The following is a 13,362-nucleotide window of genomic DNA, read 5'->3' as shown; positions in this document are numbered from 1 at the left end:
AAGGATGAGTGTAATGACAGGACAACTAGTGACTACAGCCTATGGGCAACTGCAGGGAGAAGAGAGCGGCGGAGTGAATGTCTGGCGCGGAATCCCGTTTGCTGCCCCTCCTGTCGGAGAGCTGCGCTTTCGTGCACCGCAGCCGCCGGAGCCCTGGAATGCTGTAAGGGAGGCGAAGGAATTCGGCCCGGTCAGCCTTCAGCCGGTAAGTACCAGCGGTACGCGCTTTGGCGGCAGCAATCCGGTGTACTCTGAAGATTGCCTGTACCTGAATGTCTGGTCACCGGCAGCAGCGCAGGAGGATGCCCTGCCGGTCATGGTCTGGATTCATGGGGGCACCTTTGTAACCGGTGCCGGTAGCCAGCCGATGTTTGACGGTGCCAACATGGCGGCAAGCGGCCGGGTTGTGCTTGTTACGGTGAATTACCGGCTCGGTCCGCTAGGATTCATGCATCTGTCCCCGCTGGGCACGGGGCTTGGCTCCAATCTTGGACTGCTGGACCAGATTGCCGCTCTGGAATGGGTGCGGGAGAATATCGCCGTATTTGGCGGTGATCCCGGGAATGTTACGGTGTTCGGGGAATCAGCGGGCAGCATGAGCATTGCCGCGCTGCTGGCGATGCCGGCGGCCAAGGGGCTGTTCTCGCGTGCAATTATGGAGAGCGGTGCGGGGCAGAGCCTGAGCGGTCAGCAGGGGGAACAGATTGCGGCAGCCTTCCTGGCAGAGCTCGGTCTTCAGCCCGGCGGTGACACGCAGCTGCTGCATACACTGCCCGCGCTGCAGATCATGGAAGCGGCCGGACGGATGGCGTACAAGCTGTCCGGGAATTCGCTGAGCATGTATTTCCAGCCGGTTATTGAGCCGCTGACCTTGCCGGTAGAACCGGCGCAGGCGGTACGCGAAGGAGCGGCAAGCGGCATCCCGCTGCTGATCGGGACGAATCTCCATGAAGGCAATCTGTTCTTCCGTGAAGGGCAGGCAGGCGAAAGCTTCGACCGTTCACTCAAGTCGCTGGAGCTGCTGATGGGCATCGAAGACCTCTCAGAGCTGACCTCCGATTACAGCAAAACCTGGGAAGGGCAAGCCGAAGTTCTGACCGATCTGTTCTTCTGGGCCAGCTCCATTTCGTTCGCGGAGAAGCAGCTGGATCACGCTCCGGTCTGGATGTACCGGTTCGACTGGACCGTCACCGGCCATCCGCTGCTGGAGAAGGCCATACACGGAGCGGAGATTCTCTACGTGTTCAACAACCTGCCGCTGCTGAAGCAATACGGACTGACGGTAACCCCTGAGATGGCAGGGGTGGCCGAAGCGATGCAGAGAGCCTGGACAGCCTTTGCCCACTGTGGAGATCCGTCTGCACCGGAACTTGCGTGGCCGCAGTACACACCTGAGCAGCGTGCTACGCTGCTGTTCGATCAGGTCTCGCGTGTAGTGAACGATCCGGACGGAGAGAAGCGCAGACGGATTTTTGAGCATTACGCAGGGTGAACGCGGCTTTTGATTTCAAGAAGGCGTGACATACCGGAATGAGGGGCAGAAGTGCCCTTGAATTCGCCGGAAGTGGGCGGAAAGCGGGAATGAGGGGCAGAAGTGCCCCTCATTCCGGAGAATTGGCCTAACTACGGCAAACTTTATTGATCATGAAAAAAGCAGCAGCCCTTACCGGAGAGTCTAATTCTCCGGCAAGAGGGCTGCTGCTTTTTAAGTTATACTCAGTGCACGCCACCGAATCAGGAACATGCGGTCCGAAATCATTAGTTCACCGGGGTATAACCCGTTTTCTCGACCAGCTCCTGTCCCTCCGGGGACAGAATCCACTCCAGAAATGGCTCAATATTGGGGTTGGTGCTTCCCGCAGTTACCGCGTAGAATTCTGCTGCGAAGGGGTATGCCCCGCTGCGGATGCTCTCCTTGGCGGGAGGCACACCCCCGATCTCCAGCAGCTTAATCTCATCGCTGGCGTTCATCTCTGAGGCGTAGAACAGGAAGCTGAAGCCGAGTGCATTATTGTAATTGCGGTAGCTGGCGGTCAGGCTGATAATCCCGTTCATGACGTCTGCAACATTCTCCTTCGGGGGGCTCATCAGCGTCCGGTCCTCCATGAGTTTCTCAAGCATGGTCTGGCTGCCGCTGTTCTCGTCCCGTTGAAACGCCCGGATGGATGCTTTCTTGCCGCCGACCTGCTTCCAATTCGTCAGTGTGCCGGAATAGATATCCTTCACTTGCTCAGTGGTCAGTCCATTAACCGGATTGCGCTTGTTGACAAAGAAGACGAATGCTTCGCGTCCTATAGGGGTAAGCTTCAGCTCACGGCCTGCCAGCTTCGCCTGCTTGGTCTGGGCAAGTGAGGGGCCCGCAGCAAAGATGATATCCGCATCTCCTTTAATCAGCCGTTTGTAGGCTTCGGAGGTGGTGGTACATAACACGAGATCATTACCGACCTCGTAAATGCTGTGATTATACGTATCCGGCGGATACACGGCTTGGGCAAAGGCGGAATACAACGGGTAAAGCGCAGTTGCGCCGTCCAGCCGGGGCATTTGTTCCTGAATATAATAGGCTGCCTTATGATCCAGGCTGGCGGCTTTGGTATTTACTTCAAAAGGTGCGTACTGGAACAGATTGACCTCCTGCTCCCTTACTTCGGCAAGACTGTTCACATAAGCCTGCCTGATCTCATGACCGGCTGCGCTCAGCAGGCAGATTCCGGCAAAAGCCGCGAGCGCAATCAGGCGGAACCGTTTGCTGAAGAGTTCAAAGATAAAGATTACAGCGAATACTGCAAGTCCGGCCGAAGCGGCGAGGACGAGCGGTGCATAGAACAGCAGGCCTCCGGTAAATGTAGCCATGATATAAGCAATGAAGCCTATGATTGTGATGACGGCTAAGGCAAGGATAGAGAATAACAGCTTGGTTTCAAATGATCTTTTCACAGCGGCCTCCGTTAGGGTTACTATAATATGGATAAAAAGTGTATTCGTATCTTATTCTATAATAAGGCTCCGTTTCTGCCAAACTATGCAGTTCGTGTAATTGCGAAATGATGCATTTTCTCATAAAAATGATCGTTCGATGAAAAAAATGCGTATATTTTCATAAAAAGGCTAGACGAATTCATGAAACGGAGTTATCCTGAGATTGTGAAAAAAATAACAGAATACAAGATTCTCGGGGTAAGGTGAAATTCCTGACCGGCGGTGATGTTCCAAGTGAGCTAAGCCCGCGACTCGTTACTCTTTTACAAGGGAAAGCGACTGATCTGGTGATAATCCAGAGCCGACGGTAAAGTCCGGATGGGAGAGGATCATAAGGTAAAGGCAGCGGGTGTATTCCCTGATGTCTTTATTGATAATGGCCCCCGGTGTTTGCCCTGTTTACAGGTGACGCGGGGGCTTTTGGTCTCTTATCGAGGGTTTGTATCGACAAGGAGAATGAATGATGAGTAATGTATCTGCTTCATCTCAAGGAGTCCGTACCGCACCGCTGCGCAGCGGATTCTGGCTGGTAGTTCTGGGGGCAGCCCTATGGGGTGTTGACCCGCTGTTCCGTATTATCCTGCTGAAATCCCTGACCTCTTCACAGATCGTCCTGCTGGAGCATGTTGTGCTCTTCCTGGTTGCTGCACCTGTAATGTGGCGCCAGCGCGCCGAACTGAAGGGGATCCGCCTTCGTCAAGCCGGGGCCCTGCTGGTTGTGTCATGGGGAGGTTCGGCCATAGCTACAATCCTGTTCACCAAAGCATTGTCCAGCGGAGATTTCAATGCTGTACTGCTGCTGCAAAAGCTGCAGCCGCTCTTCGCCATTGGTCTCGCCGCTGTTATCCTTAAAGAACGCCTGCCTAAGAATTTCGCACCGCTTATCATTGTTGCACTATTAGGCACTTACCTGCTTACCTTTGGCTGGACGATTCCATTCGGCCATGTGAACAGCTTCATGGGTGTAGGCAGTCTAATGGCGCTGGGCGCCGCCGCATTATGGGGCGGGTCGACTGTCATGGGCCGCTATCTGCTGGGTTCCATGAAATATGAAACTGTAACTTCCCTGCGCTTTATTCTGGCTTTGCCGCTTTTATTCGTGATCACCAGCATGGAGGGAGCCCCGTGGCAGATTACCGGCGGAATCAGCGGTTCGGCCGCTGTTGCCATTAATCTCCTGCTGCAGGCTCTGCTGCCCGGATTGCTCAGCATGCTGCTCTATTACAAGGGCCTGAACACAACCAAGGCTTCTGTAGCCACGCTGGCTGAACTCAGCTTCCCGATGACAGGGATTCTGATTAACTGGATTGTATATCACCAGCTTGTGACTCTGCCGCAAATTATCGGCTTTGCGCTGATCTGGACGGCGCTGTTCTTTATTTCGAGCCAGCAGAGCCGTCAGGGACATCAGGCTGAGCTTATCAAACAGAATTAACAACTATTACCGCAGCCTGAGGGGACGACCCCAGGGTTACGGTATCACCAAAAGAGGATGTTCCCGCGAGCCGCATTGGCCCGGGACATCCTCTTTATTTTTTGTAGGGCTGATGACTCAAATGTGCGAGTGAACCGGACTTAGTCCGTTTGGCCGGCTCCCCCTGTCCGGCATCCGGAGAGGGGCTCGTCCTGCTGCCGTTATTACTGCTGCAGGTATGGAGTTATTACGATGGTGTTATAACCCAGCTGCTTCAGCTGTGCCTGCGAGATGTACAGCCTGTTTCCGGAATTGAAGCTGTTCGCAGGGGTAAGCTTTACACTCTTGCTGGCGCTTGTAATCTCAAAGCTGTAACCGGCAGAGGGGGCGTTTAAGTGGCCCCGGTCCTCAGATTCAATGCTCCACCCGAACGCGGCAGCGAGCGGCTTCACCGGAATCCAGTCTTGTCCCTCCCTGGAGAATACGGTAGATACATCGGCGTTCTGTCCGTCCAGGCTAACACTGTATTCGTATGTCATGGAGACAGGAATCTCGATGACCGGCAGGTTTTTCAGCACGGTATCCCGCGGCAGCGCTGCTTCCGGTCTGGAGGAGGGTGAAGCGGGAAACAGTGCTTCGAGTTCGCTATAGTCAGTGATCAGCCGTGACGTCCCGCTCTTCAGGTTATATACCCATGGCAGGCGCTGCGGCTCATTTTTCACATAATATATGATTCCTTTGCTAAAGTTCCGGTTATACATGCTGCCCTTCAGCAGTTCGTGCCGTTCCCCGGTGGACGGATCATAAGTACTGATCACATTCTGTTTAGCAGCTTCATTGTACCCGCTCTCCAGCAGCGTGTGCTGGTTCAGCCAATAGGCGCTGTAGTATCTCTGAGTGGAATAATATACCGAGACGGCACCTGTCTTCATGTTTTTAAGATAATAGTCATGGTATTTGCCGACATACCCGCTGCCCATCGGAGAATTTGGCATCAAGAGGTAACGTGAGCGCTCCAGATATCCCCAAAGCCCGTCCGGAGACAGAGTATAAGCGGTTTTGCGCAGGATGGATTGACTCCGGGTATCGTACACATAACTTTGCTCCGGATCATCAGTTCCCGTTAACTTCAGGTCATCACCGCCATAATTCCGGAAATAATGAAAAGGCTCCTGCCATTTGGCGTAGGTTCCGTCCGGTTGTCTGGCAATGACGGCATCGACAAACTGGTTTCCGTCCAATTGGCCCGCCGAATAGAGCTGGACGCCGCTGGTTTTGCTGATATACGAATCATAATAGTTAATTTCTTCTGCGGCATGTGCTGTAAGCGGAGCAGTGAATGCCAGTAAAATAGATGCGCTTATAGCCAGATGTAATGATTGATGCAGCACTCTTTTCATAACCTTCCATCCTCTCTATGTAAATAACTGTTAATATAGACGGCCGTAGTAACGAAAGGTTTCGGATGCCCGGCTCAATAAATATGAATTACAGGGTTAAAGAGTAAAAATAAACCTTTTCTCCCATACTACCGTTATTCTTGCATCTTCAGCTGCTTCACACTACAACCTTAGGAGGCCACCGCCAATGGACAATCCTCACCCGGCTCCCGCCATTTATATACAGCTCAAAAACCGGGTAACCGTGCCCAAAGGCAAAGGTGTGATGCTGCGCGATGTAGCTTTTCTGATCACCGAGCCGGAGTGGCGGGAGCCGCTGTATTCACTGCTGCTGCTTCAGCCGGAGCAAAGTGACGGCAATCTGATTCTGATTGATCTGCTGACGGTGATTCCCCGGATTCATGAGCTGCTTCCGCATGCGGATATCCAGCCGATTGGCGAAGGGCGGACGATTGTGCAGATTGAAGGCCCGGCAACGGCAAACAAACCTTCCATAGCTTTGTTTGTGCTGGTATGGCTGCTGTTGTTCTTCGGCTCGGCGCTGACGATCATGAATTTCCATGCCGATGTCAGCATGCAGGAGGTGCAGATCCGGATTGTCGAGATGCTGACCGGCCGCAGGGATGAGCATCCGTATGTATTCCAGATCGCTTATTCGCTGGGCATCGGGCTGGGAATGGTGATTTTTTTCAACCATTTGTTCAAAAAGAAATGGAACGAGGAGCCGACACCGCTCGAAGTGGAGATGTTCCTGTATCAGAAAAATATCGACCACTATGTCGTCAACGAGGAATACAGCAAAATGAAACGCCGCGGAGATGATACATCGGGACGCAGGGGGGAGTGAGCATGACTGCACAAATTTCACTCGGACTTAACCTGCTGCTCGGCATTGCCGGAGGAATCGCTGTCGGCGGCGGGGTAATCGCTCTTTTTATAGTGCTTGATATGGTGCCCCGGCTGGCGCAGCTGACCTCCTCCTACAATAAAGTGCACTGGTATGAAGGGGCCATGGTCGGGGGTTCGCTGCTGGGCACGATGAGTGATTTCTGGAACTGGAAAATAACCGCAGGCCCGCTGATAGAGCTGGGGGTCGGACTGTTCGACGGAGTATTCATCGGTATGCTGGCCGCTGCGCTGACGGAGGTACTGAACGTACTGCCGATTCTGGCCAAAAGACTGCATATGACACATATGTTGTTCGGGCTGCTGATGGCTATGGTATGCGGTAAAGTGGCAGGTTCATTGTTCGACTGGTTTGTATACCGACAGTAAAAGGAGGCTACGGGGTGGTTAGGTATATTCACAGCGGTGATCAGGTGGAAGCGGATAAAAAGCATGGCAAGCCGGAGCAGCAAAAGCCGCCGCAGCATGAAGGACAGGCTGCACAGCAAAGTGTTGCAGACGGGGGCCAACGGCAGGATGAAGGGTTAGCTGCACAGCGGGATGGTGCTGACAAAGGTCAACCGCAGGGTGAAGCGCAGGCTGCACAGCAGAATGGGGCTGATAGAGCCACGCCGCAGCAAGAAGGACAAGCTGTACATCAGGCTGATGCAGGCGGGGGACAACCGCAGGAGACGGAGGTTTCAGGTGAGCTGGGAGCTGTTACCCGGCCTATAGAGGGCGGTGCGGAAATCCGTTCCGGCATGGATGCGGGTCCGGGCGCAGAAGGCAGGCCCTCTGAGGCAGAGCCTGCCGGTAGTATAGCAGCGGAAGGCCGTGAAGCAGGAGACGCAGCGGATAGCGCGGCTGCAGGCAGCACAGCGGCGGACAGCCTTGAAACAGGAGGTGCAGCAGATAACGAAGCTTCCGGCAGCACCTCGAAGGACAGCAGCGCAGCCGGAGACGATTCGGATAGCCAGGAGTCCGGCGGCGGCGTCAAAGGATTTTTGAGCAGCTTGTTTGGAGATGATGCCGGACCGGGACAGGGAGCCGGAGCAGACTCCGGTGACGGACAGAATCAGGATGCTGAAGCTGCGGACGAGCTTGGCCAGCCGCAGGGAGATTCCGCCTCAGCTGGACAAGGAGATAAAGCTGCAAGCGGAGCAGAATCTGGTGAGGATATCGGAGCGGAGTCCGGTGCGGATATCGGAGTGGATTCCGGAGCAACCGGTTACGGGGACCACGATTTACAGGCTTCCGATGGAGCCGGTACACCGGATCAGGAGGGCCCGGCCAAACCTGATCAAGGCACCCCGGATACAGAGAAGATTACCGCCCAGGGAGCAAGTGGCGGCGATGAGGACAAGCAGGAAGCCGAGGGACCCGCTGCAGACGATGGTGCAGGCACCGCTTCAGCATCCGGCGAAGACAACCCGCCAGCTCCGGCTTCGGGCAGCCAGTCACAGGATACGGAGACATCAGACGAACTGGGTGCGGAGACACCGCAGAAGAGCCACAAAGGATTTTTTGCCAGATTATTCGGAGATGATGAAGAGCCTGAGGAAGATGAGCAGAACGCTTCTGGTGCGGATAAGGGTGAAGAGGGACCGTCCAGGCAGGCGCAGAGCGGGGGGGCCTCAAGTAATGACACAGACAAATCTGGAGCCCCTCAGAAGGCCGGGGATCAGTCCGGCAACAAGGCTAAGAAAGCCAAGTCCAGTCAAGGGGCGGACTCCGCCGGCAAGCCCAAAGATCTGCTGCAGCAGAAACGCGACAATGAACGTTCTGACTCTCTGGAGGAGTCTATTAAGTACTGGCAAGGCAATGATAAGGTATCGACCAACCTGGAGGATACCAAAAAAACCCTGACCGAAGTCATGGGCCTGGGTTCATCCTTTGATATCGTCTTCAGGGAAATGTCCTTTGGGGGCCGGCGCGTTGCGCTGCTCTGCATCAGCGGGTTCGCCAAGGATACCATTATTGACGAAATTCTGAAGCGTCTGACCTATCTGACCCCGGACAATATATCTACCGATGTATTCGCCAGCTTCATGAGCGAATATATTCCCCATGTCCAGGTAGAGAAGGGCGAGCTGCTCAGCGAGAGCATCAATAAAGTCTTGTCAGGCATGAGCGTATTCTTCATCGAGGGCGAGAGCCAGGTTATTATCATGGATACCCGTTCGTATCCTTCGCGCAGCCCGGATGAGCCATCGATTGAACGGGTCGTCCGCGGAGCGCGAGACGGCTTCACAGAGACGCTGCTGAGCAACGTGGCTCTGGTCAGAAGACGGATACGCGACCCGGGGCTGAAATACGAGATGCATCAGATCGGACGCCGGACCCGGACCGATGTCTGCGTAGCCTATATTGACGATATCGTCGACAAGACTCAGGTGCAGGCCGTTACCGATAAGCTGAAAAGCGTTGATATCGACGGGATTCCCCTTGCTGACAAACAGCTCGAGGAGGCCATTGTCGGCGGAGGATGGAACCCGTATCCGCTGGTGCGGTACTCGGAGCGGCCGGATATTGTGGCCTCCCATCTGCTGGAGGGCAGAGTGGTGGTCTTCGTGGATACCTCGCCGAGTGTCATGGTTCTGCCGACGACGTTCTTTGATCTCTGCCAGCATGCGGAAGAGAACCGCCAGACGCCTTTTATGGGAAGCTATCTGCGCTGGGTGCGCTTCATCGGGATCTTTGCCTCAATGTTCCTGCTGCCGCTGTGGATGCTGCTGGTCCTTCATCCGGAGCTGAAGCCGGCCATGCTGGAATTTATCGGTCCGCAAAAGACGGCGAAAATCCCGCTTATCGCCCAATTCCTAATCGTCGAATTAGGGGTGGATCTTCTGCGGATGGCCGCCGTCCATACCCCGACACCGCTCGGCTCGGCGATGGGTCTGATTGCTGCGATACTGGTAGGTGACATCGCCGTGCAGACCGGTCTTTTTGTCAACGAGGTGGTGCTCTACATGGCAGTGGCCTCCATCGGGATGTTCGCAACGCCGAGCTATGAGCTGGGGCTGGCCAACCGGATTGTCAGGCTTGCGCTTCTGCTGGCGGTGGCCGCGTTCCAGATTCCCGGCTTCATGATCGGGACAACGCTGCTGGTGGTGCTCTTGACTACACACCGTTCCTACAATTCTTCGTATTTGTGGCCGTTTATACCGTTTAATGCAAAAGCAATGGGTGAGATCCTCCTGCGCCAGCCGGTGCTCAGCTCCAAAACAAGGCCTTCCTTCAACAAAACACGGGATAATACCCGGATGCCGCCTGAGCAGGAGAAGGAACACAAATCGTAGGAAAATACAAATCAACTGCAAATTAGTCCATTCTATGGAGTTCCCTCTGTCTGCTATACTGAATACACTAAACAGCCCCGCAAGAAAGTGGAATTCCTCTCCTGAGGCCATACTTTGTGTAACGCTGCGGGGTTCTGTAACATATACTAGACAGGGTGGAACAGATATTCCACAGAAATTGGAGGACTGCGCAATGTTTTTACACGGGACGAGCCGAATTAACGATGCAGGGCATTTGGAAATCGGCGGATGTGATGTGACAGAATTGAAAGCGGAGTATGGTACCCCGCTATATATAGTGGACGAGCAATTGGTCCGGCGCCGCTGCCGCGAGTACATGGACGCTTTTACAGCTTCCGGACTCGGTTTCCAGGTTGCCTACGCCAGCAAGGCTTTCTCAACAATGGCCATGTGCCGGTTGGCGGATGAGGAAGGACTGTCGCTGGATGTTGTTTCCGATGGTGAGCTGTATACTGCGCTGCAAGCCGGCTTCCCGGCAGAACGCATTCACTTCCACGGTAATAACAAGACTCCGGATGAGATTGAAATGGCGATCGATGCAGGCATCGGCTGCTTTGTAGTCGATAACCTGGTTGAACTCAGCCTGCTGCAGGCGATTGCTGCCCGCAAGGAAGTAACGGTTAATATTCTGCTCCGGGTTACTCCGGGCGTAGAAGCGCATGCCCACCATGCCTACGCATCGACCGGACAGACGGATTCCAAATTCGGGTTCGATATCGGCAACGGCTCCGCGCAGGAAGCGGTAAGACAGGCAGACGGCAAAGCCAATCTGAACCTGCTTGGCGTTCATTCCCATATCGGCTCGCAGATTTTTGAGACAGAGGGCTTCCAGCTTGCAGTTGAGCGGATCGCCGAGTTCACCCGCAAAGTGAAGGAAGAGCTGGCCATCAGCTTCCCGGTCGTCAATCTTGGCGGCGGATTCGGTATCCGTTATGTGGATGGAGATACTCCGCTGCAGGTTTCCGAGTATGTTGCAGCCATTACGGATGCAGTGAAGACGCATTTCGCCGGTATCGGCGATGGGCTGCCGCAGATCTGGGTTGAGCCGGGCCGCAGTATCGTAGGCGATGCCGGTACGACCTTGTACACCGTAGGAACAAGCAAAGAAATTCCGGGTGTGCGCAAATATGTTGCCGTTGACGGCGGAATGACGGACAATCCGCGTCCGGCGCTGTATGAATCCAAGTACGAAGCCGTGCTCGCAAGCCGCGCGACTGAGCCTAACGAGGAGACCGTATCCATCGCCGGCAAATGCTGCGAGAGCGGGGATATGCTGATCTGGGATGTAGAGCTTCCGAAGGTAGAGAGCGGTGATCTGCTCGCTGTTGCCTGCACAGGAGCCTACAATTACTCCATGGCCAGCAACTATAACCGTATCCGCCGTCCGGCGGTAGTCTTCGTACAGAACGGCCAGAGCGATCTGGTGGTCCGCCGTGAATCGCATCAGGATATCGTCGCCAATGATATTGTGCCGGCACGTATTGCCAAACAGACCGTTACGAAATAAACCTTAACCGCTGTGCAGGCAGCGGGGCAGTCCAACAGGGCAGGCGGGGATCGTTCCCGCTTGCTTTGCTTTGTGCCCCGTTTCATAGTAAACTAATAAAAGTGTTCTATATTTGTCATTTCGAAAGGGGTCATTTACATATGGCTAAGCAAGCGAAAATTACACTCGAAAACGGCGGTGTCGTGCTGATCGACTTATTCGAACAGGATGCGCCTAATACTGTAGCAAACTTTGAGAAACTGGCTAAAGACGGATTCTACAACGGACTGTTGTTCCACCGTGTAATTCCAGGTTTCGTAGCTCAAGGTGGCTGTCCTAACGGAACAGGCTCCGGCGGCCCTGGTTATACCATCAACTGCGAAATTAACCCGAACAAGCATGAGCGCGGCTCCCTGGCTATGGCCCATGCGGGTAAGAACACAGGCGGAAGCCAGTTCTACATCGCTTATGCTCCACAGCCTCACCTTGACGGAGTACACACTGTATTCGGTAAAGTGGTTGAAGGTATGGACCAAGTCGATGCTTTCAAAGGCCGCGACAAAATGGCTACCGTTGAAGTAGTAGAAGTATAATACAAGCATCGTCAAAAGGGGCTGTCTCACAGGAAGAATTTCTTCTGCATGGGCAGCCCCTTTTTTATGAAAGAGTTATATGTTGTAGAGACCCTGGAAAGTACGCAGACCGGGTCCATCATGGTCTATTGAATGTGCAAAAGAAACCCACCTTGGTTAACAATGGATGGTCGCACTTCCATTTTGTCAAAGAGAGGTTTCTTTTTATTTTTTAAAAGATTGATACAATTCCCGCTTAAACAGCGGAGAGGACGGAACGATTGTGGAAAAGCGACAGCGGTCGCCTTGGTCTCCGGATTTTCACCGTTAAAGGGAATGGAAAAATCTGGAGAGCACAGCGATTGGAACAACGTTCCGTTCGCGGAGCGTCCACCCAAGTGCTCACGTTAATCCTACTCCAAAATAAAGAGCTGTCCCAAGCAGCCATATCATGGCTTTTGGGACAGCCTCTTTTTTTGCCCATATTAGCCTTTACCTCATACTGGTCCAGCCTCTGCGGCCGCGCCGGGAGGCATACAGCTCCGGCAGCTTGAAGAATATCAGGAACATCAATAGGAAGATGACAAAGGCAAAGGCCTCTTCGACGAGCAGATAATACGGATAAGGGCCGAAATAATCAAGTACGGAGAACGTGCTGGGCTTGTGAGCCAGAAACATATAGTTGGAATCCAGCAGCATATCGGCGGCATAGACACATGCGGCGATAACATTCAGGCAGAGCATGGTGAAGAACAGTGAGCGCCAGGCAGGCTTGTAGCCTTCAATCCAGGTCATGTACAGGGATGCCAGAATAATCGACCCGTGGGCAATGAAGAACAGCAGGAAGCGGAAATGCGGAAACGGGTAGACCAGATTAGGCGTAAGCAGGGCGATGAATGCACCGCCGATCCCGGCAAAATAGAGAAAAGAATACAGCAGCCTGCTGCGTGTAAGAAGCATGATCACCGACAAGAGCAGGGTAATACCGCATAGTTCAAGCGGCAGGGAGGAACTGCGGCTCCAGGTATCCTGGGAGACATACCAGACATGCAGCCCGCCCTCGCAGGCGATCAGCAGCAGTGCCAGCAGAAGGCGGACACTGCGCCTCAGACCGGAATGTGTACGCAGGGCGAAACGTGATCCGTAGAGCAGCAGACAGCATAGGGCGACGATAGACAGGGCAATGAGATGCGGGGTTGAGAACATTGAGAAATCATGATTACGATGGCGGTCCCAAAAAAGATTAAGGTTCACTGTGCTCTCTCCTTGAATCCAGAAATAAATAAAAGAAAATAAAAGTTCATAA

The 13,362-nt window shown here is 53.9% G+C and carries 10 protein-coding genes and 1 riboswitch; of the genes, 7 read left to right on the top strand and 3 right to left on the bottom strand.

Annotated features, from left to right (window positions below; translation table 11 throughout):
* The first annotated feature begins 13 nt into the window (after positions 1 to 13).
* Positions 14 to 1,492, top strand: a complete 1,479-nt coding sequence (locus NSU01_RS23025; protein WP_076243367.1) for a carboxylesterase/lipase family protein — start codon at positions 14 to 16, stop codon at positions 1,490 to 1,492.
* Positions 1,493 to 1,758: 266 nt separating this feature from the next.
* Here NSU01_RS23025 and NSU01_RS23020 read toward each other — a convergent pair whose 3' ends face one another.
* Positions 1,759 to 2,937: a substrate-binding domain-containing protein gene (locus NSU01_RS23020; RefSeq protein ID WP_076243366.1), complete on the bottom strand. Its 1,179-nt coding sequence runs from the start codon at positions 2,935 to 2,937 to the stop codon at positions 1,759 to 1,761.
* A gap of 227 nt (positions 2,938 to 3,164) precedes the next feature.
* Positions 3,165 to 3,313, top strand: a riboswitch (FMN riboswitch).
* A gap of 129 nt (positions 3,314 to 3,442) precedes the next feature.
* Here NSU01_RS23020 and NSU01_RS23015 point away from each other — a divergent pair.
* Positions 3,443 to 4,414 (top strand): DMT family transporter, encoded by a 972-nt coding sequence (locus tag NSU01_RS23015; RefSeq protein ID WP_042138662.1) that lies wholly within the window; start codon positions 3,443 to 3,445, stop codon positions 4,412 to 4,414.
* A 203-nt stretch (positions 4,415 to 4,617) separates the two neighbouring features.
* Here the strand turns inward: NSU01_RS23015 and NSU01_RS23010 are convergent, their stop codons facing one another.
* Positions 4,618 to 5,793, bottom strand: coding sequence for a hypothetical protein (locus NSU01_RS23010; protein ID WP_042138661.1), 1,176 nt, complete (start codon positions 5,791 to 5,793; stop codon positions 4,618 to 4,620).
* 187 nt (positions 5,794 to 5,980) lie between these two features.
* On the opposite strand from NSU01_RS23010, the gene NSU01_RS23005 reads away from it, so the two are divergent.
* From NSU01_RS23005 to NSU01_RS22985, 5 genes are all read left to right on the top strand, one after another.
* The gene (locus tag NSU01_RS23005; RefSeq protein ID WP_076243365.1) at positions 5,981 to 6,640 is read left to right on the top strand and encodes a stage V sporulation protein AA; all 660 of its coding nucleotides are present in this window, start codon (positions 5,981 to 5,983) and stop codon (positions 6,638 to 6,640) included.
* A 2-nt stretch (positions 6,641 to 6,642) separates the two neighbouring features.
* Positions 6,643 to 7,068 carry a stage V sporulation protein AB gene (locus NSU01_RS23000; RefSeq protein ID WP_042138659.1) on the top strand — a complete coding sequence of 142 codons (426 nt, stop codon included), beginning with the start codon at positions 6,643 to 6,645 and terminating at the stop codon, positions 7,066 to 7,068.
* A gap of 14 nt (positions 7,069 to 7,082) precedes the next feature.
* Positions 7,083 to 9,977 (top strand): spore germination protein, encoded by a 2,895-nt coding sequence (locus NSU01_RS22995; protein WP_256703802.1) that lies wholly within the window; start codon positions 7,083 to 7,085, stop codon positions 9,975 to 9,977.
* Positions 9,978 to 10,170: 193 nt separating this feature from the next.
* Entirely contained in the window at positions 10,171 to 11,505 is a 1,335-nt protein-coding gene (gene lysA, locus NSU01_RS22990; protein WP_042138658.1) for a diaminopimelate decarboxylase, read from the top strand.
* A gap of 140 nt (positions 11,506 to 11,645) precedes the next feature.
* On the top strand, positions 11,646 to 12,077 hold the full coding sequence (locus tag NSU01_RS22985; RefSeq protein WP_039301672.1) for a peptidylprolyl isomerase: 432 nt from the start codon (positions 11,646 to 11,648) through the stop codon (positions 12,075 to 12,077).
* A 471-nt stretch (positions 12,078 to 12,548) separates the two neighbouring features.
* Here the strand turns inward: NSU01_RS22985 and NSU01_RS22980 are convergent, their stop codons facing one another.
* Positions 12,549 to 13,310, bottom strand: coding sequence for a TIGR02206 family membrane protein (locus tag NSU01_RS22980; protein ID WP_144026038.1), 762 nt, complete (start codon positions 13,308 to 13,310; stop codon positions 12,549 to 12,551).
* Positions 13,311 to 13,362: the final 52 nt, after the last annotated feature.

It is taken from the genome of Paenibacillus sp. FSL H8-0259, assembly GCF_037963255.1.
Classification (GTDB): domain Bacteria; phylum Bacillota; class Bacilli; order Paenibacillales; family Paenibacillaceae; genus Paenibacillus_AQ; species Paenibacillus_AQ phytohabitans.
The sequence above is the reverse complement of the archived record's forward strand: the minus strand, read 5'-3'. Positions and strand labels throughout refer to the sequence as shown.